The sequence below is a fragment of the Staphylococcus caseorum genome (genome assembly GCF_049943195.1).
GTDB classification, from domain to species: domain Bacteria; phylum Bacillota; class Bacilli; order Staphylococcales; family Staphylococcaceae; genus Staphylococcus; species Staphylococcus equorum_A.
Window position 1 is genome coordinate 1184072 of the sequence record NZ_JBNFUA010000001.1, and the last position, 20886, is coordinate 1204957.

The 20886-nt window shown below is 31.7% G+C and carries 22 protein-coding genes; 4 read left to right on the forward strand and 18 right to left on the reverse strand.

Annotation, left to right across the window (positions count from 1 at the left end; all coding sequences use genetic code 11):
• The 4 genes from sdaAA to ACP3TL_RS06100 all read right to left on the reverse strand — a co-directional run bounded on the left by sdaAA (nt 1) and on the right by ACP3TL_RS06100 (nt 4090).
• Entirely contained in the window at nt 1-870 is an 870-nt protein-coding gene (sdaAA, locus tag ACP3TL_RS06085) for an L-serine ammonia-lyase, iron-sulfur-dependent, subunit alpha (RefSeq protein ID WP_069832884.1), read from the reverse strand.
• Between the two features lie 13 nt (nt 871-883).
• Nucleotides 884-1549 (reverse strand): L-serine ammonia-lyase, iron-sulfur-dependent subunit beta, encoded by a 666-nt coding sequence (sdaAB, locus tag ACP3TL_RS06090; RefSeq protein WP_069816087.1) that lies wholly within the window; start codon nt 1547-1549, stop codon nt 884-886.
• A 502-nt stretch (nt 1550-2051) separates the two neighbouring features.
• Complete coding sequence (gene fakA / locus ACP3TL_RS06095) at nt 2052-3704, reverse strand: fatty acid kinase catalytic subunit FakA (RefSeq protein WP_285325578.1); 1653 nt, start codon at nt 3702-3704, stop codon at nt 2052-2054.
• Nucleotides 3705-3718: 14 nt separating this feature from the next.
• A complete protein-coding gene (locus ACP3TL_RS06100) occupies nt 3719-4090 on the reverse strand; it encodes an Asp23/Gls24 family envelope stress response protein (RefSeq protein WP_069816091.1) in 372 nt (123 codons plus the stop codon).
• A 251-nt stretch (nt 4091-4341) separates the two neighbouring features.
• Here ACP3TL_RS06100 and rpmB point away from each other — a divergent pair, with 251 nt between their 5' ends.
• The gene (rpmB, locus tag ACP3TL_RS06105) at nt 4342-4530 is read left to right on the forward strand and encodes a 50S ribosomal protein L28 (RefSeq protein ID WP_002507894.1); all 189 of its coding nucleotides are present in this window, start codon (nt 4342-4344) and stop codon (nt 4528-4530) included.
• A gap of 106 nt (nt 4531-4636) precedes the next feature.
• On the opposite strand, the gene ACP3TL_RS06110 is transcribed toward rpmB, so the two are convergent.
• The 12 genes from ACP3TL_RS06110 to ACP3TL_RS06165 all read right to left on the reverse strand — a co-directional run bounded on the left by ACP3TL_RS06110 (nt 4637) and on the right by ACP3TL_RS06165 (nt 16218).
• Complete coding sequence (locus ACP3TL_RS06110) at nt 4637-5272, reverse strand: thiamine diphosphokinase (protein ID WP_069816093.1); 636 nt, start codon at nt 5270-5272, stop codon at nt 4637-4639.
• Between the two features lie 5 nt (nt 5273-5277).
• Nucleotides 5278-5922 carry a ribulose-phosphate 3-epimerase gene (gene rpe / locus ACP3TL_RS06115; RefSeq protein ID WP_069816095.1) on the reverse strand — a complete coding sequence of 215 codons (645 nt, stop codon included), beginning with the start codon at nt 5920-5922 and terminating at the stop codon, nt 5278-5280.
• Nucleotides 5923-6798: a ribosome small subunit-dependent GTPase A gene (gene rsgA, locus ACP3TL_RS06120; RefSeq protein WP_285325577.1), complete on the reverse strand. Its 876-nt coding sequence runs from the start codon at nt 6796-6798 to the stop codon at nt 5923-5925.
• A 230-nt stretch (nt 6799-7028) separates the two neighbouring features.
• Complete coding sequence (gene pknB / locus ACP3TL_RS06125; protein ID WP_285336709.1) at nt 7029-9077, reverse strand: Stk1 family PASTA domain-containing Ser/Thr kinase; 2049 nt, start codon at nt 9075-9077, stop codon at nt 7029-7031.
• On the reverse strand, nt 9074-9817 hold the full coding sequence (locus tag ACP3TL_RS06130; RefSeq protein WP_069832888.1) for a Stp1/IreP family PP2C-type Ser/Thr phosphatase: 744 nt from the start codon (nt 9815-9817) through the stop codon (nt 9074-9076). Before ACP3TL_RS06130 ends, pknB begins: the two co-directional genes overlap by 4 nt.
• Before the next feature lie 4 nt (nt 9818-9821).
• Nucleotides 9822-10916, reverse strand: coding sequence for a dual-specificity RNA methyltransferase RlmN (gene rlmN / locus ACP3TL_RS06135; protein WP_002512298.1), 1095 nt, complete (start codon nt 10914-10916; stop codon nt 9822-9824).
• Nucleotides 10917-10919: 3 nt separating this feature from the next.
• Nucleotides 10920-12227 carry a 16S rRNA (cytosine(967)-C(5))-methyltransferase RsmB gene (gene rsmB / locus ACP3TL_RS06140; RefSeq protein ID WP_256092382.1) on the reverse strand — a complete coding sequence of 436 codons (1308 nt, stop codon included), beginning with the start codon at nt 12225-12227 and terminating at the stop codon, nt 10920-10922.
• Nucleotides 12228-12229: 2 nt separating this feature from the next.
• Complete coding sequence (gene fmt, locus ACP3TL_RS06145) at nt 12230-13162, reverse strand: methionyl-tRNA formyltransferase (RefSeq protein ID WP_069816484.1); 933 nt, start codon at nt 13160-13162, stop codon at nt 12230-12232.
• Complete coding sequence (locus ACP3TL_RS06150; RefSeq protein WP_056935551.1) at nt 13155-13643, reverse strand: peptide deformylase; 489 nt, start codon at nt 13641-13643, stop codon at nt 13155-13157. The genes fmt and ACP3TL_RS06150 overlap by 8 nt, the downstream gene beginning before the upstream one ends.
• A gap of 260 nt (nt 13644-13903) precedes the next feature.
• On the reverse strand, nt 13904-14596 hold the full coding sequence (locus ACP3TL_RS06155) for a GNAT family N-acetyltransferase (protein WP_069832889.1): 693 nt from the start codon (nt 14594-14596) through the stop codon (nt 13904-13906).
• An 89-nt stretch (nt 14597-14685) separates the two neighbouring features.
• Nucleotides 14686-14880 carry a helix-turn-helix domain-containing protein gene (locus tag ACP3TL_RS06160; protein ID WP_069816107.1) on the reverse strand — a complete coding sequence of 65 codons (195 nt, stop codon included), beginning with the start codon at nt 14878-14880 and terminating at the stop codon, nt 14686-14688.
• A 1059-nt stretch (nt 14881-15939) separates the two neighbouring features.
• Entirely contained in the window at nt 15940-16218 is a 279-nt protein-coding gene (locus ACP3TL_RS06165; protein ID WP_426433220.1) for a YolD-like family protein, read from the reverse strand.
• Between the two features lie 187 nt (nt 16219-16405).
• Here ACP3TL_RS06165 and ACP3TL_RS06170 point away from each other — a divergent pair, with 187 nt between their 5' ends.
• The 3 genes from ACP3TL_RS06170 to ACP3TL_RS06180 are packed head-to-tail and all read left to right on the forward strand — an operon-like array spanning nt 16406 to nt 19958.
• A complete protein-coding gene (locus ACP3TL_RS06170) occupies nt 16406-17518 on the forward strand; it encodes a tyrosine-type recombinase/integrase (protein WP_069821059.1) in 1113 nt (370 codons plus the stop codon).
• 2 nt (nt 17519-17520) lie between these two features.
• Nucleotides 17521-19584: a site-specific integrase gene (locus tag ACP3TL_RS06175; RefSeq protein WP_069821058.1), complete on the forward strand. Its 2064-nt coding sequence runs from the start codon at nt 17521-17523 to the stop codon at nt 19582-19584.
• A gap of 8 nt (nt 19585-19592) precedes the next feature.
• On the forward strand, nt 19593-19958 hold the full coding sequence (locus ACP3TL_RS06180) for a DUF6262 family protein (protein ID WP_069821057.1): 366 nt from the start codon (nt 19593-19595) through the stop codon (nt 19956-19958).
• Nucleotides 19959-19992: 34 nt separating this feature from the next.
• On the opposite strand, the gene ACP3TL_RS06185 is transcribed toward ACP3TL_RS06180, so the two are convergent.
• Both ACP3TL_RS06185 and arsC read right to left on the reverse strand, forming a co-directional pair.
• Nucleotides 19993-20403, reverse strand: coding sequence for a YolD-like family protein (locus ACP3TL_RS06185; RefSeq protein WP_069821063.1), 411 nt, complete (start codon nt 20401-20403; stop codon nt 19993-19995).
• 87 nt (nt 20404-20490) lie between these two features.
• The gene (arsC, locus tag ACP3TL_RS06190) at nt 20491-20883 is read right to left on the reverse strand and encodes an arsenate reductase (thioredoxin) (protein ID WP_069821056.1); all 393 of its coding nucleotides are present in this window, start codon (nt 20881-20883) and stop codon (nt 20491-20493) included.
• Between the last annotated feature and the right edge of the window lie 3 nt (nt 20884-20886).

Consider the following 20886-nt stretch of genomic DNA (forward strand, 5'->3'; position numbering starts at 1 on the left):
TTAATCACCAAATATTTCTTGTTTTAGACGCTGACCTGTTGGTGTACCAGCTAAACCTCCACGACCAGTTTCACGCAATGCTGATGGCATCGTTTGGCCAATCTTGTACATTGCTTCAATCACTTCATCTGTGGGAATTCTTGAAGTTACACCTGCTAAAGCCATATCAGCAGAGACAATTGCGTTTGATGCACCTGCAGCATTTCTCTTCACACAAGGCACTTCAACTAAGCCAGCTACTGGGTCACATACTAAACCTAGCATATTCTTCAAACAAATTGCAAAAGCTTCAGCCGATTGTTGTGGCGTTCCGCCAGCAAGTTCTACGGTTGCACCTGCTGCCATCGCTGCAGCAGAACCTACTTCTGCCTGACAACCGCCTGCTGCACCTGAAATTGATGCATTGTTTGCCACTACAAAACCAAACGCACCAGAAGTAAGTAAGAAGTTCAACATATCTTTTCTTGTAGGTTCAAGGCGTGGTTTGAGCCCAAATAATACGCCTGGTACTACACCTGCAGAGCCGGCAGTAGGTGTTGCACAAATTTTACCCATTGCTGCGTTGACTTCATTTGTTGCAACTGCTTTACTCACTGCATCCAATAAAGTTGGTCCAGCTAATGATTTACCTGTCTTCAAATAATTTTTGATTAACACAGCATCTCCACCAGTTAATCCAGTAGTTGAAGTTACGCCTTCTAACCCTTCATCAAGTGCATTTTCCATCGTTTGTAAGTTTTTATCCATGCCGGCATAAATATCAGCTTCGGATAAGCCAGTTACTTCCATTTCTTGCTCTAGCATGATTTCATGAATTTTTTTATTTTCTGTTTCACATTTTTTTACTAGTTCTTTCACACTTTTAAACATGCGTTACCCTCCATTAGGCGTCGCCCATGAGTGAAACTGTCACTACACCTTCGACGTTTTTAATTTTATCTATAATTTCATCTGTCACAGATTCATCTAATTCACAAGTCATTAACGCTTGGTCGCCCTTTTCTTTTCTAGAAACTTGCATACTCCCCACATTGATACTAGAATCACCTAAAATATTTGCTACACGACCAATCGTGCCAAATGTATCTTTGTGAAACACAAGCAGTGCTGGATAATTACCGCTTATCGCAATATTAAATCCATTAATAGCAACTACCTCAATTTTACCGCCACCTATAGAAACACCTTCAACAGAAATTTCTTTATCAGCATCTCTCATATTGATAATAGCAGTGTTAGGGTGTGATCTTTCTTCAGCCATTTCTATAAAATTCACTTTCATTCCCATTTGCTCAGCTGTTTCTAAACTTGTTTGTATGCGGTCATCATCTGTATCATAACCTAGCAAACCACCAACAAGTGCTACATCTGTACCATGTCCTTTGTATGTTTCCATAAATGAACCATAAAGATAGATATCAACTTGTTTTGGCAATTGATTAAATAAATCTTTTGCTACTAATCCAATTCTTACTGCACCAGCAGTATGAGATGAAGACGGCCCCACCATTGTAGGTCCTATAATATCGAAAACTGTTTTATATTTCATAATTATACCCCACTCTTATTTTTAATGTTTCTAATGTAATGCGCTTACATTTATATGCATGCAACTCATTATAACAATTAAGCAAGACATTATAAACCAATACTGGTTGCATTATTCTCATTTAAAAGAAGACTATTGTTGTATAAGGTTTAATTAAATAAAAATGTTTACTTTTAATTTAATTATACAAATCTTTACATACAATAAAATAATTACTGTCACAAAATTTATCCTTAGTAGACTAACTCTATATTTTTTAGTTTATGAACTTTTTTCATCTAAGACGCCTGCCATGATACGAATAATCCAAAACAAATCGCAGCCTATAGGTTGAGGTCATGTCCTAGTGAAGCAAGTATGTAATATATCTTGAAGCTATAGTTCTACTCACAGAAAACGTGCACAAAAAAATTGTCAACAAAGCTTTTAGACCTTGTCGACAATTTAAAATAGCTTCCTAAAGTGGAAGCTATTCATATATACAAGTGTTCAATAAATATATTTATTCTATAGAGAATAGATATTGATATACAGGTTGTTGGCCATCATGTTGATCTAATTCTACTTCTGGATAAGATGCTTCAAGCCAAGTTTCAATATCCGAAGTCAATGATGCATTTGCATCTTCGCCGATAATCATCGTAATGATTTCACTATCATCTTGAATCAGTTCAGACAATAAACCTTTAACAGTTTCAAATTCATTTTCGTTACTCGTAACGATTTTGTCTTCAACTAAGCCCATAAACGCATCTTTTTTAATTTCAACACCATCAATTTTTGTATCTCTTACAGCATATGTCACTGAACCTGATTTCACTGCTTCAAGTGATTCAACCATGCGTGTTTTGTTAGCTTCAAGCGCATCTGATTCATCATAATTAAAGAGTGCTGCAATGCCTTGTGGTATAGATTTAGTTGGGATAACGACAGCTTCAGCACCTACGATATTTGCAGCCTGTTCGCTCGCCATCATAATATTTTTATTATTAGGTAAAATAATTGCGCGTTTACATTGTGACTGTTCAATTACTTTAACGATATCTTCAGTTGATGGATTCATTGTTTGACCACCACTAATCATATGTGTTGCACCCATTGATTTGAACAATTCAGATATACCATCTCCCATTGAAATAGCAATAACTGCCGTTTCAACTGTTTCAGGTGTTTGAGTATCTCTTTGACCTACTTGTTCTTTTTTTACAACTTCTCGGTGTTGTTCACGCATGTTTTCTACTTTTAATTTAATAAGTTCTCCATACTGTTGGCCATAATTAAACACATCACCTGGTTTTTCACTATGTACATGTACTTTAACAATTTCGTCGTCGTTTATGACTAATAATGAGTCACCATATGTACTCATATCTTCTCTGAATGTTTGTTCATCAAATACTTTTTTATTTTTCCCGAAACGTACCATCATTTCTGTACAGTAACCGTAAACGATATCTTCAGTATTAATTACACCATGAAAATCATGGGCTTCATTAACTAACGAATCTTTATCTAATTTAGCAGTTTCAGCACTTACCGTTTCACCTTTTAATGCTTTAAGGAAACCAGCATAAACGACAACCAAACCTTTACCACCACTATCTACTACACCCACTTCTTTTAATACGGGTAATAAATTAGGCGTGTTTTCTAGTGAGATTTCTGCTTCTTCTAAAATATATGTCATCAATTCGATACAATCTTCAGTTTCTTCTACTTTGCGCATAGCAGCATCTGCAGCATCTCTAGCTACAGTTAATATCGTACCTTCTACAGGCTTCATAATTGCTTTATATGCAGTTTCTACACCGGCTTTGAAACTTTCTGCTAATTGCTGTGCATTGATCTCATCATATGCTTCTAAACTTTTACTAAAACCTCTAAATAGTTGTGATAAGATGACCCCAGAGTTCCCTCTAGCGCCCATTAACAAACCTTTTGAATAGGTTTTCCCTAGTTCACCGATATGCTGCGACAAGTTTTCTTCCACTGCTTCTCTTCCAGATGTCATCGTTAAATTCATATTTGTCCCTGTATCTCCATCTGGTACTGGATACACATTTAATGAATCAACCAAGTCTGCATGATTTGATAAATTTTGTGCCCCTTGTATAATCATTTCGGCAAATAATTTACCATTTATTTTGCTAACCATTCCGTATTGTCCTCCTAGTTCTTAGTGCCATTATTAACTCGAACACCTTGTACAAATATATTTATTGAATTTACTTTTACTTTTAATGTTTGCTCTAATGTGTATTTTATTGTTGACTGTAAATTGCTCGCTACTTCAGATATCTTAGTACCATAACTTACAATGATATACATATCAACATCTATAACGCCATCGCCTTCTCTTACAACAATACCTTTAGAATAATTTTCATGCCCTAATATTTCAGCAATTCCATCTCTTACTTGTTGTCTAGAAGCCATTCCTACAATCCCATAACATTCTACTGCTTTGCTACCCACAACTGAAGCTATTACTTCGTTTGAAATGTCTATACTACCATAATCATTTGTGATTTCTAATGTCATTTAAATTGGGCCTCCTAGTTTATGGTTGTTTAATTAACTATAAAATTAACAAATAATATAATTTATCTAATTAAGCAAATTTCTACATTTATCCACAGTTTATAATTATACCATAATTTGATTTTAACAAAAGTAGAATCTATGTAAATAGAAAAAATCATTCTTCTTATTTACATCCATTTTTATTTGTGGTACATTATTCAAGTATGTAGTAGATGCGTGTATTTATATTTATTAAAGGAGGTACTTTCATGGGCAAACAATGTTTCGTAACAGGTCGTAAAGCTTCAACTGGAAACAATCGTTCTCACGCTTTAAATTCTTCTAAAAGAAGATGGAATGCTAACCTTCAAAAAGTTAGAATTCTTGTAGACGGAAAACCAAAAAGAGTTTGGGTTTCTGCACGTGCTTTAAAATCTGGTAAAGTAACTAGAGTTTAATAAATATAATGCACGAAAAAGACCAGTCCTTATGTGGAGGATTGGTCTTTTTTTATGCGCTCATTTAAATTAATTCATAAACTTGAGCATTATTTGTCGTTGTATTTTAATCTTTACTTCTCACCATTAATACATTACCTTCAGTAATATTCACATTACCTTCTGCTTGGTTGAGTTCGTTGGAAATCGTTAACGTAGATCCAAGTTTAAGTTGTTCCTTTTCAAGATTATATTTAAAATTATTTAACGAGATAATCGTAGGGTACGTAACTGGAATAAATGAGATATAACGATAATTGTCATTTTTCTGAATCGTATATGATCCTGTTTTTAAAAATTGAATTTCATTATTCACATCAATAAGTTTTATGACAATATTTTGCTCTGTATATTCTGGTTTTTCTAAAATTTGTAATGCACCCATAAAATGATCTAATCGACCGCCTGTAGCACCATAAACACAAATTTCTTTATAACCATTGGTCACTGCTTGATCAATACCTAAAGCTAAGTCTGTATCATTTTTTTCCGAATTAAATGGATTAATGTCAATTCTTTTTTCAACAAATGCTTTTTCTTCACTAGTAATTGAGTCAAAATCACCTACAGCGAATCGAGGTGTTATTCCTGCTTCTATCAAAAGTAACGCTCCTCGATCAACCCCAATCCAATGCGCATCTGTTTCAGTGTTTAATAAACTTTCAGGCAAATTTCTATTACCACACAATAAATTCACTTTCATTAGCTTCAGCCTTTCAATGTCTTAGTTACTACTTTGTAATCATCATGTTTGAAAAAATATGATCCCGCAACTAACATTGTAGCACCATGGTTTATAACAGTTTCAACAGTCTCATTGTTAATACCACCATCTACTTCAATTTCAAAGTCTAAATTTAATTCATCTTTGATTTTCGATAGTTGATCTAATTTATCAACAGTATCACTAATAAATGATTGACCTCCAAAACCAGGATTCACTGTCATCACTAATACAAAATCTACCATTTTTATCACTGGTAAGATTGCATCGACTGGTGTTCCAGGATTAATTACAACACCTGCTTTTACATGCTTATTCTTTATTTGTTCTATCACTCTATGAATGTGAGGTGTTGCTTCTACATGCACTGAAATCATATCAGCACCGTAGTCAGCAAATAATTCGACATATTTTTCTGGTTCTTCAATCATTAAATGAACATCAATTGGCAGTTTGGTACCTTTACGTACTGCTTCAAGTATCGGTAAACCAATCGAGATATTTGGCACGAATTGGCCATCCATAACATCAAAGTGTACACCGTCTACACCTGCTTCTTCTAATGCTGTTAATTCTTCTTGTAATTTTAAAAAATCAGTTGATAATAATGATGGATAAAGTTTTGCCATTTAATATCTTTCCTTTCTATTTGCAATTTCATTAAAGAGTTGTAAGTAATGATCATATCTAAATTGTGCGATATTTCCTTTTTCCAACTCTGTTTTCACGTTACATTTCGGCTCATTAATATGATTACAATCTCTAAATTTACACTGTTCGCCGTATTCATTAATCTCCATAAAGTAATTTTTTAATTCGTCTTTTTGGATATGTGTAAAATCTAACGCACTAAACCCAGGCGTATCTGCAATATAACCATGGCTTCGTTCAAAAAGTTCTACATGTGTTGTAGTATGGCGACCGCGGTTAAGCGCTTTTGAAATATGTTGTGTTTCAATATTCAGTTCTGGAAAATATTTATTTAATAGTGTTGATTTGCCGACACCTGATTGACCACTTAATACAGCAAGTCCTTCTCCCCAAGCAGCAAAAACAGGTTCAATATCATCATCGATACTAATGAATTGTGTTTTATAGACCATATTTTCATAAACATTTAACAATTGCATAACTTTTTGCTGCATTTCTGCTGAGGCTAAATCTCTTTTAGTTATGAGTATACGCGGGCGCATATGATATGAATGCGCAATGACTAAAAATCTATCTAGTAATTGCGTTGAAAAATCAGGCTCTACTGCACTCATTACTAATATAAGATGGTCCACATTGCTAACAAGTGGCCTTTTCAATTCATTTTTTCTATCATGAACGTATTGAATATACCCTTCTGTTATATTCTCAACTTCGAAATCAACTAGATCACCAACGATCGGTGAAAATTTATTTTTTCTGAATAAACCGCGTGGTTTCGTATCGTATAGTTCCCCTTCTACATCTACACGATAAACGCCACTTAATGATTTTATAATGCGTCCTGTCTTCACTTAGACACCTCTCTTTAAAAACTATTATCTTATATATTATAGCAAAGCCTTTTTAATTTAAATATGATTTAAGACTATTTCGTATAAAAATAATAAAACCTATAAAATAAAACACCATTTCAACAGACTTTATATCAGTTGAAATGGTGTTTACTTATATTGGTAAAGGTAAATTAGCAACACTAAACTTACTTCGTTCGTTAAGTGCGAGTTCGGATCGTAAGCTTTGGCTAAAAATCATATGGAATATCTTTATCAGCGACGATTTTATCGTCAACGCGAATGGTATATCCTGCCGTCTCGCCTTTTTGAATTGTCATTGGGATTTTTACTGTTTTGTTTTCTTTTATCTTGTACGTCTGTGAAGCTGAATCGCCTTCGTCATCTTTATCTCTTACATAAACTTTGACTTCTTGGCTCTCATCATCATCACCTGTATACTGTACCTGATATGTCTCTGTATACGTCTTGTCTAGTTCATCATCTTTAGACTTATCTTCATCTTCTTTATCAGAATCTTCTTTGTCTTTGTCCTTGTCTTCATCTTTTTCCTCAGGTGCTCCTTTAGAAACTGTGAATCCAATCGTTGAACCTTCATCAACTTCTTCACCTTTTGGTGATTGGCTGATAACGTGATCTTTTTTAACTTTGTCGTCGTCTTGCTCTTCATTAACTACAACTTTAAAGCCTTTAGCTTCTAATTCTGACTTAGCAGTTTTAAAAGATTTGTTTTCATAACCTTCGACATAAACTTGTTTTGTACCTAATGATTCAGTTAATTCGATATTACTATCATTCACTTCAACTTTATCGCCAGGTGATACGTTTTGTCCTTCGATTAATCCTTTAGCTACATTTTGGTTTGTATACGCTTGTTTTACTTTAGCGTCTTTAATGCCTAAGTCTTTCAACTTATCCATCGCTTCTGATTTAGGGATACCATAAAGACTAGGCATTTCTGTTAATTTAGGTCCTTTAGATAAAACGATATCCACCTTACTCTTCTGCTCTAAACGCTCACCTTTTTTAGGTGTTGTTTTAATAATTTTATTTTCAGAGTATTTATCGCTATATTCACGAGAAATATCACCAAGTTCTAATTTATTATCTTTTAATATTGTTTCTGCTTCTTTTTCAGTTTTACCAGATAAGTCTGGCGTCTCTAAATACTTACTCCCAAACATTCCCATAGCCATAAAACCAAATAAGCCAAATAATAAAAGAATGATTACAATAGCATAGAAAAACTTCTTTTTCTTTGAACGTTGTTTCGTTGGCATTGCATATATATGCTCTTCACTAGATTGGAATTTTTGTTGATTCACAATAGGGATTTGCATCGTTTCTTTAATATTTTTATGTTGATTTTCTGATTGTGTTTGATTAGCAATTTCTTCTTTATTTATAGGCACTGTTTTAGTGTTAGCATCATCTGAAAGATATTTCGCTTCATGCTCTCTACTTTTTGATAGTGCACTATCAAGATCTTCTTGCATATCTTTAACAGTTTCATAACGTTCGGATCTATCTTTTTCAGTTGCTTTTAGCACAACATTACTTATAGCTTGTGGCACATCTGAACGATGCTCAGTAACATTGGGCATCGGGTCTTGTATATGCTTAATTGCAATACTTACTGCGGTTTCTCCTGAAAATGGAGGCTTCCCAACAAGCATTTCATACAATACTACACCGATGGAATAGATATCAGTTCCATTATCTGTAGACTCTCCTCGTGCTTGTTCTGGAGATAAATACTGTACTGTACCTAACACATGATTCGTTTCGGTCATTGTTGTTTCACTTAACGCTTTAGCAATACCAAAATCTAATATTTTTAAAGTTTTATCTTTTTCCACTAAAATGTTTTGAGGTTTTATATCACGGTGAACAATTTTAGTATCATGCGCATGCTTGATACCATCGATAATTTGTCTCGTAAAATTCAACACAGTTTCAATATCTAATGGACGATTTTCTTGAATGTATTCTGATAATGTTGGACCTTTTATGTATTCCATCACTAAAAAGAAGTTATCTTCATTTTCTGTTACATCAAATACACTAACAATATTGTCGTGTGAAAGTTGAGTTAAGTTATGTACTTCACGCTCGAAACGTTTAATTGTTTCTTCTTTTTCTCCCGATGGAATTCTAATTGCTTTAATTGCTACTTGTCGGTTGAGTATCGAGTCTTCAGCAAGATAGACAGTACTCATACCACCGCCACCAAGTTTTTTAATCACTTCATAGCGTTCATTTATTAATTTGCCTATCATACTTTATCACCTTCAATCTCAGCCAAAATTAAACTTACGTTATCATTCGTATCTTGTGATAATGCAAGTTCTATTAAATTTTGTCCCTGTGTTTCTAATTCATTATCTTGAATTAATACTTCTTGAATCATATGGTTACGAACAAAATCAGTTAGACCATCAGAATTCAACATTAAAAAGTCATAAAAATTCGTTTTTTTCACAAAAATATCTGGCGTAACTAATTTATCCGTACCCATCACTTTCGTAATAATATTGCGTTGTGGATGCGTAAACGCTTCTTCAGTGCTTATTTGGCCTATCATCATAAGATGATTCACGAATGAGTGATCGTTGGTAATTTGTTCAATATCTCTACTATTCACTAAATACGCACGTGAATCCCCAATATTTGCAACAACTACATAATTATCAAATACTAATGCACAAACACAAGTCGTACCCATACCTTGATATTTTGGATTTTCTACTGACAATTGATATAATTCACGATTAATCGCTTTTAGTGTTGTTCTCAACCAATCTTCAGCTTGATCTGCCTCGATGAGATTTTCTTCTTCAAATCGACTTTGCAGTTCATTGGTTACAAATTGGCTTGCCACTTCACCTGCAAGATGTCCGCCCATACCATCACAGAGCACTAATAACTGTTGCTCTGTTTGATTATAAAATACGCCACCTGCATCTTCATTTTTATCACGATATTGTCCCGTGTCAGTAAAAAATTGTGCTTTTAGCATGTCTCTACCTCGTTTCTACTTTTCGTTCCTTCGCTCTTAATTGACCACACGCAGCATCTATATCTGCACCTTGTTCACGTCTAATTGTTGCATTAATACCTAAACGTTTTAATTCTTTCTCAAATTTAAATATGTCTTCTTTAGGTGTTTTAACATAATTACGTTCCGGTACGTGGTTAACAGGAATTAAATTAACATGACAATTTAAGTTTTGAATTAAATGCGCTAATTCTCTAGCATGTTCAAGTTGATCATTAACGCCACCAAACAAGCCATACTCAAACGTAATACGTCTATTTGTTGTTTCTTGATAATAATTAATAGCTTCCATTAATTTTTCAACGTTGTATGCTCTGTTAATAGGCATTAATCTAGAACGTATTTCATCATTTGCACCGTGTAAACTCACAGCAAAATTAATTTGAATGTCTTCATCTGCGAAATCATAAATACGTGGAATAATACCTGAAGTTGATACCGTAATGTGACGGGCACCAATATTCAATCCATTATCGTTATTGACAATTTTTAAGAAATCCATCATTTCATCATAGTTCTCAAACGGTTCACCAATACCCATGATAACAATTTGTGATACGCGTTCTTCTGATTCATCTAGTGCTTTTTGAACAGTAAGTACTTGCGATACTATTTCACCCGCTTCTAGATTACGTTTCAATCCACCTAATGTAGATGCACAAAACGTACAACCAATACGGCAACCTACTTGTGTCGTCACACATACTGAATTCCCATATTCATGTCTCATAAGAACTGTTTCAATTGTATAGCCATCTTGTAGTTCAAATAAAAATTTGATTGTACCGTCTCGGCTCTCTTGTTTAACGACTGTCGTCATAGTTGTCATTGTAAAACTTTCTTTTAAAACTTCTCTAAGTTCCTTAGATAAATTCAACATTTCGTCGATGCTATCTACGCGTTTTTCGTAAAGCCACTCAAAAATTTGTTTCGCTCTGAATTTTTGCTGACCATTTTGTATCAACCAATCTTGCATCTCGTCATATCTAATTGAATAAATGGACTGCTTTTCAAAATTGGGAAGAAACTTATTCTTTTTCTTCTTTTCTTCAGTAATCATAATTTAATTTTCCTTTCTTCTAATCCTAGTAATGAAAAAGCCATCAGAGTTGAAATCTTGAGGTAGTACTTGCATCGTTTTCACTTTTTCTCCAGTAATCGGGTGTTCAAATGTGTCAAATTCAAAATCTTTATTATCTTTTAAAAATGTATATACTACATTCTCATTTTCTAATTGTTCAATTGTGCATGTAGAATAGACTAACGTGCCACCTGGTTTTAAATTATCTTTCACATTATTTAAAATTTCCAATTGAATTTCAACTAATGATTGAATCGATTGTTGCGATTGTTCATATTTAATTTCAGGTTTGTGTCTTAGGACACCTAAGCCACTACATGGTGCATCAACTAAAATCTTATCATACACTTTACCATATTTTTCAGTCGCGTCGTGTTCAAAAGCAGAAATGTTAGACAATCGTAATTTTTTAATATTGAAATCTATCAAATCTATCTTATGTTCATAGATATCAGTTGCATCAATATGTCCTGTGCCATTTAATACTTCTGCAATATGGCACGCTTTTCCACCTGGCGCACTACATGCATCTAATACTTCGTCGCCCTCAGTTAATCCCATTAATTCCGCAACGAACATAGAACTTTTATCTTGGATAGAAACTAAACCATCTTTGAACATACGTGATTCGATAATTGGTTTGCCACTGATGTGCAAACATGTATCAATTTCATTATCTTGTTCCACGATATAATCATCTTCAACTAATCTTCTAATTGCATCTTCAATTGAAATTCTTGTTAAATTCACACGTACAGTTGTCGCTACTTTTGTTAAAAATGATTCCGCGATTGCTTCAGTTTTTTCAATACCAAAGTGTGTCGACCAATGATCTACTAACCATTTTGGCAAACTGTATTCGATAGCGATTCTTTTTTTATCATCAGTGATTTCAGTGAAGTCTGGCAAATCACTGCGCATAATATTACGTAATATACCATTTACTACGTTACCGTTATGCGGTCCGCCCTTACGTTTAGCAATTTCTACTGCTTCGTTAATAATCGCATGTTCAGGAACCTTGTCTAAATAAACGTATTGATAAATACTCATCCATAGTAATTGTCTTACCCAACCTTTGAGCTTCGTTTGAACGAAAGGTTTTAATAGATAATCCAGCGAAAACTTTCTTTTTAATGTGCCATAAACGAGTTCAGTAAATAATCCCTTATCTGCACGATTTAATTCATTATTAGATAAAACTTCATTAATGATGATATTGCTATAAGCTTTGTCATTTATGATGTCTTGTAAAGTTTCAAACGCTAATTGTCGTACGTTCGTGTCTATTGTCATAATAATACCTTCCCAACGAGTGGCGTTTGCACTCCACTTAAGTAATTTGCAGCAAGCATTCGTTTTTTACCTGCAACTTGTATGTCTGTTAAAGCAATAGCATCTTTGGAACCAGTCGCGACGATAATTGCTTTTTTAGTTGTTTCTATAATCGTACCTGGTTCTCCAGTTTTATCTTTTTCAATTCTAGATGCATATATTTTTAAATTTCCGTCATCCATTACTGTATAAGCAACAGGCCATGGTGACAGGCCGCGAATATGGTTATATATCTGTTCTGCTGAAAGTGTCCAATCAATTTTCTCGTCTTCACGATTAATATTAGAGGCAAATGTTGCTTCACTTTCATTTTGAGCAATACTGTCGTTCGTGCCACTTATTATAGATGGCAACGTTTCTTTCAGTAAGTTTGCACCTAAAAAACTCAATTTCTCGTGCATCGTACCTACATCATCTTGCTGTTCTATCTCGATAGCGCGTTGAGATATAATATCACCAGCATCTAATTTTTTAACCATATACATAATAGATATTCCTGTTTCCTTTTCACCATCAATAATCGCTTGATGAATTGGAGCGCCACCTCTATATTTAGGTAACAATGAGGCGTGGACATTAATCGCACCCAGTTTAGGTGATGCTAATAATGTTTCTGGTAATATTTGTCCAAAAGCTGCTGTGACGATTAGGTCTGCATTTAAATCAATAAGTACTTTTAAGTCTTCTGATTGTGCTAATTTTTCTGGCTGGTAGACCGCAATGTCATGTGCTACTGCCACTTTTTTTACAGGTGGTGGTGTAAGCGTACGTTTTCTACCAACTGGTCTATCAGGTTGCGTTACAACTGCGATTACATCATGTTCAGCAATTAGCATTTCTAAAACTTTAGTTGAAAAATCAGGTGTCCCCATAAATATTATTTTACTCATTGTCAAAATACGCCTCCATTTCAGCTTCACTTAAAAATTTACTTACGCGCTCAGTAAATAACTTACCTTCAAAATGGTCAATCATATGTAATATCATACGTGCAATATCATCATATGCGGTCATTTCAACTTCATTACCATTTTTATCATTACTTTTAACAACGATCATTTTACTTCTTGTCACTTCACCATATACGTTAGGTATACTAATAGATCCTTCTAAATCTGTAACTTTCTCATTAGATTCGCTTATTAATTGAGGATTAATCAGTTGTAACAAGCCATCTACTTCCATATCTATAATCGCTACTTTTTGCGATATACCAATTTGTGGTGCACATATAGCGGATGCACCTACGTCATACATTGTATCTTCTAAATCGAGTAACAACTCCGCTAATTGAGCGTCAAATAAAGTAACATCAGGTATTGATCTTTTTAGAATTGGGTGTTGACTCGTAACAAGCTGTTTAATTGTCATCATATTTCTCCTCACAAAAATTCATCATATCATTATAACTTATTTTGACCAAAAATGCATCATGCATTGTGCAACAGCTAATTGAAATAGCTGTACTAGCCGTTTATATTTCAATTTAAAAATATATTTCATGCGTTTTTAATACTACATATAGCTTAACAATTCCAAAGAAAAAAAAGGAAATATTTTATCGGTTTACAATAAAATATTTCCTTCGTTTTACATATACTTCGGTTATATAAATTTTGGTTTTCTTTCTTCTAGTCCATAGACAATCTAGTGAGCTGTTTGCCAAACTCATCAAAATTATAAGGATTCAGCCATTTTTCAAACTTAATTTTATATTCATACCATTCACTTTCTATCATAGATAACCAACATGTATCTCTATTTCTATTTTTATAAATTGTATGATTTCTAAAGATACCTTCATATCTAAATCCAAGTCTTTTGGCCGCCTTAATAGAAGGTTGATTCAAAGCATCACATTTCCATTCATATCTTCTATAACCTAATGTTTCAAATACATAATTTGCTAATAAATATTGGACCTCAGTTGCAATACGTGACTGTTTTAAAACATTTGAATAATGAATATGGCCCACTTCGATAGATGCATTTTTTTGATTTATTCTTAACAATGACAAAATACCAACCGCTTCATCCGTTTCGTTGTCAATAATTGAAAAGAAATAGGGGTCTTTCGATTTAATTTTATTATTTATGTAGACTTTAAATTGGTTAAAATCTTGAGTTTGTTCATCAGGTAGATATGTCCAATTCGGGGCATCTTCTTCTACGCTAAAATGATTGAATAAATCATCGATATGTTGTGTTGACAATTTTTCCAAGCGACTATATTGTCCTTTCAATGACTTTGCTTTAGGAAAACCTGGCAATTCAAAATCATTTATTATATCACCAATTGGTTGATTGTATTCATTATATACCATTGCCATACCGCCCCTTTATTGACTCGTACTATGCCGAAATTTATAGCTCATTATACACTCATTTGGATGAATTTTTAAGTCTATTTGATTTACATTAAATCTTCAGAGGTTGTATTAAAAAATTCGGCCAATATTTGTGCATCTTCATTTTTTAATTTCGTTTGCTTACTTTCTATGCGTTCAATTAATTCAGGACTTAATTTCGTATTATATAAAGATGCGATGCGATTTGATAATTCAACTATACTTAATCCTGTAGCTTCTCTCATATTCATTAAACTCATAGACAAATCCCCTTAGATATTATATTTACATGATGAAAAATACCCACCATTGTATTTTATTGTTGATTTTAAAATCTCAGACCTTTATTTTAAATAAGTTCGATATCAATTTATATTGGACTCGTTACTATTCAATATAACTGTACAAAGCATTAAATGCAAATTTTAAATTTGATATGTTTTTTATATATTAAAATTACATACATAACAATTGTTATAGACATTTTTAATTTTAAAAATAAAAAGTTAAAAAGACCTTTATAATAAATGGTAGCTCGCTATTTACTTTTAATAACATTGTTAATTTAACTTAAAGATTTAATTACATTCACCCTATGTTATTGATTTTAGTTATTCTTTTATAATATGGTTACCATATACTTTTACAAAGGATGAATAAGTTTGGATAAAGAAAACTGGTTTATAGCTATTCTAGTAATACTTATGTTTTTAGCGTATTTATTCCCCTTTATAGATGCTATTTATAATCATTAGCAATATTAATGATTTGTATTTTCCTCACAAAAACTCCTCCAATATAATATTTCACTGATGCAAATCGACGGATGCCAAATATATTAACCGACATTGTAAACAATCACTCATATATATAACACTAAAAAAGACAAACAGTTAACTAAGACTTTAAAAACGTCTCAAGTTAAACTATTTGTCCTTTTTTGAAATTTATTTAATTATACAAACCGCTGTAAACTTTGGGTCACCTGTAGTCAATATATTCAACCAAATTACTTACATCATCATTTGGGGATTAAAAAGTCTATTTTACCATTGTTTCACAGTGTCTATAAAAGCTATCATATCAATGTTTTAAGGGTATTACACTAATTATAAATTCCCACAGTGTTTGCCCTTTTCTAATTAATCTGCCCTTTTTTTGCCCTTAAAATATCCATCTATTCATTTAGGTGGGTTATTTTATTGCATAAAAAATAGCCGCCTCGAAAGGCGACTGTACACTTAAAAGTATACGGAAAAGAGTTAAACAATAAAAAGTTAGGGGCCTTCGCAAACCCTATACTCAAATTAACATTATTTTTATTTTATTTCCACAATATCCTTTAAATTTATCTTACTTAAACCAGTTTCTTCATATAAATAGAGTAATTGTGTATGAACATCTACTTTGTGTATGTAACCTTCTATTGTTTGAATATAACCTTTTACAAAGTATCTAACTTCTATCGCTGGATCGTTGTACATTTTAAATATCAATGTATCATTTAATATATTTAATTGGTCATCGCTTAATTCGGGCTTTTCTATTTTGTTTTGGTCTTGCATATATTCTTTCAAACGCTCATGTTGTTCAGGTATTGTGGAAAACGGTTATGTGTATTTTATAAAATATAGACTAATTTGTATAATATGGTTGTATTTTTAAGAAGAAATAAACATATTATAAATATTAAGCAGTTCTTTTTTATTACGTTCAATATGTTTAATATGAAAGCGTGCCATAATAGTGTATACTTATTCTAATAAAATTAGAAATGAGATTATTATGAAAATAGTAGAAGTGAAATCTAAGAATGGTATTAATTTTATGATTTTAGATAGTAATAATGAACCTATAATAGATGCAGTACGCTATTTGAAATATCTGGATAGTGTCAAGAAAAGTCGGAATACTAAGAAAACTTATGCTTACGCACTAAAAAAATTTTTTATATATCTAGAGTATAAGGAAATAAAACATCGAGATGTTAGTTTTGATGATTTTGTTGATTTTGTAAGATGGATGAGAGCACCTTTTGAATATGAAAATGTTCTTCCTTATAACCAAAAAGAATCAAAAAGTAGTGCCAAGACAATTAATCTGACTATTACTGTAGTGTCCAATTTTTACGACTATCTTTATAGAAGTAAAAAATTAGAAGTTAATTTTTATGATTTTTTAAATACTAAAGGTAAACATCATAAAAAATATAAAAGTTTTATGCATCATGTAAACAAAGATTATGGAACGTTAAAAAATATTTTGAAAGTTAAAGAACCAAAGAGAAAATTAGAAGTACTAACTAAGGCGGAAATAAAGATATTATTAGAAGCAGCTAATAATATAAGAGATGAATTTTTAATCCAATTATTATATGAAACTGGATTACGCATTGGAGAAGTACTATCGTTACGTATTGGTGATATCAAATTTGATTTTAGGAAAGGCCACCAAATAGTTTTGAAAAACAGAAACAATAGTAACGATTCATATTTAAAAACTGGAGAGAGGAAAATTTTTATATCTCAATCTTTAATTGATCTATATGATGATTATGTATATGAAATAATTGATGATCTTTCCATATGTTCTGATTATCTTTTTGTAAAATTAAAAGGTAAGAATGTGGGAGAAGCTATGCATTATAATGATATATCTTCATTATTTAAAAGATTAAAATATAAAACATCTATAAACGTCCATCCTCATTTATTCCGTCATACACATGCAACTATTTTTTACAATGAAACGAAAGATATTAAGCAAGTTCAAGAAAGACTTGGTCATAGTAATATACAAACTACCATTAATTTATATGTTCACCCAACCGAAGAAGATATACGTGATGATTGGGATAAAGTAAAACATCAATTTCAAGTTTTTAATAAAGGGGAATAACTATGTCAATGCCACTTAATTTACCTACAAACAACATTTTGGTTGATGAATTATGCACAATACAAAGTAGAACGATAAATATAAAAGGAGAAATTTTAATAACTGAAATTTATGATGATTACTTTTTTAAACATGATGTATGGCATATTTCATCTTTTAATAAATTCAAGCAATTTCAAGATAATCTTAAAAGCTATAAAGACAAAAGGAAAAATATATTTTTTAGGATTAATAATAAAAATTTGAATTTAGAATTTAAATACATTTTTTTGAAACTTTTGGTTAAAGAGGATTGGTCTTTAGGTAGTGTATTTAATTCTGGAGCTGTGAAACTCAATAAAGTCACTGAGTTCTTTAATGATGCTTATCCTGATTTAAATTCTTTACTAGATTGTGATATTAATATATTAGAAAAAGACTGGTTTAAATGGTTAACCAAAAATAATATTCCAATAAAAAGACAATCATCAACAATCGTTTTTGGTGAATATGAATATAAAAGTGGTTTAGCTTCTTTTTTAAAGAACATGTATATTAATCTGAAAAAATTTATTGATAAGAGAGAAGAATGGGAAAAAGATAAATGGGATATTAGGAACTTAGAAAAGTATGGACTGAGTTATAATAAAACACTTACTGGTCACTATTTGAACTTTGAAAAAATTGATTCAATCAAAATACGAGAAGCAACAAAAAAATATTTGAAAAATCGTTTGCTAACTGGTGACATAGCATTTGGTACTGCAAGATATTATATAAGAATATTAACTAGATTTTTCCAAAGTATAACTGAAAAAGAAAAAACATGGTCTGATTTAAATAAATTAGATAGATATCATATCGAATCATATATAGATTTTTTATTTGAATATGCTAATAGCAAAAATGTAAAAAGTTCGAATAATTTTGTAAAAGAAGAATTAAAAGCAATTAGAAGGTTCCTAAATGATATCACTATGCAAAATTATAATATAGCTCCATCACAGGACATTCGTTTTTTAATTTACCCACAAGACTTTCCTAGGTATGAAAAGAAAAACAATAGCCAAATTGATTATATTCCTGATTTTGTACTTGAACAGCTTTTTGAGCATATAAATGATTTGCATAAAGATTTAATACCAGTGGTTTGGGTAGCTTTTAAAACGGGTCTGAGAATTTCTGATGTATTAACTTTAGAAAATAGTTGCCTTGCAAAAGTTAATGGGAAATTTTCAATAATTACTGATATTGCTAAAACCTTTGTAAAAGGACATAGAATACCAATTGATGACAAATTGGCTGATATAGTAGCAGTTTTAATAGCTAATTCTAAAATAAATAGTACAAAAGATAATAATCCCAATAATTACATTTTCGCTATTTACAAAGGAAAAAGAAAAGGGATGCCTTTCACACAGCATATGGTTAGGGCTCATTTAAATCATTTAGCAAAAACTAAAAATATTGTTGATGAGCAAGGTGAAATATTTCATTTTAAAACTCATCAATTTAGACATACTTATGCAGTAAAATTATTAAATGGCGGAGCAGATATATTAACAATACAAGAATTATTAGCACATTCTTCACCTGAAATGACTCTTAGATATGCTAAATTACTTGATGATACAAAAAGAAAGGCTTTTGAATCAGTTATTGATCAAGGTGCCTTTAGTTTCGATGTCGATGGTAAAATCAAAAATATACAGCATAGTAGTGAACTATCAGAAAAAACATTAAATTCTTTATGGCAAGAACATAAATTAAACGCAATGGACAACCCTTATGGCACATGTCATGCTAGATTGAATGGTGATTGTCCTTATATGGAAGCACCCCCATGTTTAACATGTAATTCTGGTAAACCATGTAAGGATTTAGCTATTGGCTTTTCTGATTTAGACGTTGAAAAATATGAATTACATATCAAATCAACAGTTAAGTCAATAGAATTAGCTAAAAATTATAATAGAAAAGACATGGTTGAAAAGCATACTAATATATTAAATAAATACGAAGAAATCTTAGGTAGTATAAAGGATGGAAGTATTATATTTGGTAGAAGTAATAGACTAAAAGTATAGAGGTTAATATGGAAAATTTTAACAGGAAAGAACAATTGAAACAGTTACATGCAGAGCGGAAAGCTAACACTGAGAGAAAAGTTACTACAGCAATAAACGATTTGATTCAAAGGAAGGAAGAAATTAATTTTAATATTGTTTCAAAACATTCAAGTGTCTCTAAAGCCACTTTATATAACAATAATGAAATTCGTAAAAGAATCGAAGAGTTACGTGAAAAAAACAAAGAAATATTTGTGAATAAAAATAAAAGTGACGGAAAAGATGCATTAATTGCTTCGTTGAAGAGGAAAGTAAATTCATTAGAAAAAGAGAAAAAGTCTCTAAAAGAAGAACTTAGTACTTTATACTCCAAGATGTATGAGGAAATTTAAAATAATCCTATTAATAATAACGTTTGTCATATCTTTAAATAATATGACAAACGTTATTATTAGATAATTTATGGACTTTATTTTTTTTATCAAGTAAAGTAAAAGAATTGTTGATTGTATCAATTTGTAAAATTTTCCCAGTATAATTAAAAATATACCCATCTTTCCAATAATCAATAGAACTTAATTCACCAGTATGTAATTTATATTGGAAAACATAGTTTATATTAGTCAAAGTATCCTCTGTTAATAAAGGTTTGTCATCCTTATTTTGGTCTTTGATAAACTTATTTAAAATTTCGAATTGTTGGGGGAGCGTGGCAAAAGCTTGCCATTTGATTTTTCCACGACCTTGTGGGATTTTAGGATTTAAATATTCTCTTGGTATTTTTCTGTAATCTGTTTCGTATTTATATTTATCTGGAGCATTAGGATTTGGAATAATAAAGATCACCTCATATCAATAGTAGAACATATGTTCTATTAATTCAAGTGAAAAAAGACTATCATTCTGGATAGTCTTTTTATTATGCTATTGATTAAATTGTTTTATTGTATCGCCAATTTCATCTCTTACACGTTGAAATTCTGACCAAGCTTTACCAGCTGGATCATCAAAGCCCCAATGTTCTTTTTTTACATTAGGTGGGATGACTGGACAATTTTCATCAGCGTCACTACAAAGTGTAACAACGAGATCTGATTGTTTTAAAATTTTATTATCGATTAAATCAGAAGTATGGTTTGATATGTCATTATCCACTTCTTTCATAGCTTCTATTGCCTTAGGATTTACACCATGTGTTTCAATACCGGCAGAATATACATTCCATTTATCGCCAAGTATTTGTTTACCCCAACCTTCAGCCATTTGACTGCGACAAGAATTACCAGTACATATAAAGTAAATTGTTTTTTTATCCATAAA

Coding starts and splice junctions, on each gene's coding strand:
- ACP3TL_RS06130 (WP_069832888.1), bottom strand. CDS start 9,817: ATGCTAAAAGCACAATTTTTTACTGACACGGGACAATATCGTGATAAA.
- ACP3TL_RS06100 (WP_069816091.1), bottom strand. CDS start 4,090: ATGACATTAGAAATCACAAATGATTATGGTAGTATAGACATTTCAAAC.
- ACP3TL_RS06155 (WP_069832889.1), bottom strand. CDS start 14,596: ATGGTATATAATGAATACAATCAACCAATTGGTGATATAATAAATGAT.
- rpe (WP_069816095.1), bottom strand. CDS start 5,922: ATGGCAAAACTTTATCCATCATTATTATCAACTGATTTTTTAAAATTA.
- fakA (WP_285325578.1), bottom strand. CDS start 3,704: ATGGTTAGCAAAATAAATGGTAAATTATTTGCCGAAATGATTATACAA.
- ACP3TL_RS06180 (WP_069821057.1), top strand. CDS start 19,593: ATGGAAAATTTTAACAGGAAAGAACAATTGAAACAGTTACATGCAGAG.
- ACP3TL_RS06110 (WP_069816093.1), bottom strand. CDS start 5,272: ATGAAAGTGAATTTATTGTGTGGTAATAGAAATTTGCCTGAAAGTTTA.
- fmt (WP_069816484.1), bottom strand. CDS start 13,162: ATGAGTAAAATAATATTTATGGGGACACCTGATTTTTCAACTAAAGTT.
- sdaAB (WP_069816087.1), bottom strand. CDS start 1,549: ATGAAATATAAAACAGTTTTCGATATTATAGGACCTACAATGGTGGGG.
- ACP3TL_RS06175 (WP_069821058.1), top strand. CDS start 17,521: ATGTCAATGCCACTTAATTTACCTACAAACAACATTTTGGTTGATGAA.
- ACP3TL_RS06160 (WP_069816107.1), bottom strand. CDS start 14,880: ATGAGTTTAATGAATATGAGAGAAGCTACAGGATTAAGTATAGTTGAA.
- rlmN (WP_002512298.1), bottom strand. CDS start 10,916: ATGATTACTGAAGAAAAGAAGAAAAAGAATAAGTTTCTTCCCAATTTT.
- ACP3TL_RS06150 (WP_056935551.1), bottom strand. CDS start 13,643: ATGACAATTAAACAGCTTGTTACGAGTCAACACCCAATTCTAAAAAGA.
- arsC (WP_069821056.1), bottom strand. CDS start 20,883: ATGGATAAAAAAACAATTTACTTTATATGTACTGGTAATTCTTGTCGC.
- rpmB (WP_002507894.1), top strand. CDS start 4,342: ATGGGCAAACAATGTTTCGTAACAGGTCGTAAAGCTTCAACTGGAAAC.
- sdaAA (WP_069832884.1), bottom strand. CDS start 870: ATGTTTAAAAGTGTGAAAGAACTAGTAAAAAAATGTGAAACAGAAAAT.
- pknB (WP_285336709.1), bottom strand. CDS start 9,077: ATGATAGGCAAATTAATAAATGAACGCTATGAAGTGATTAAAAAACTT.
- ACP3TL_RS06170 (WP_069821059.1), top strand. CDS start 16,406: ATGAAAATAGTAGAAGTGAAATCTAAGAATGGTATTAATTTTATGATT.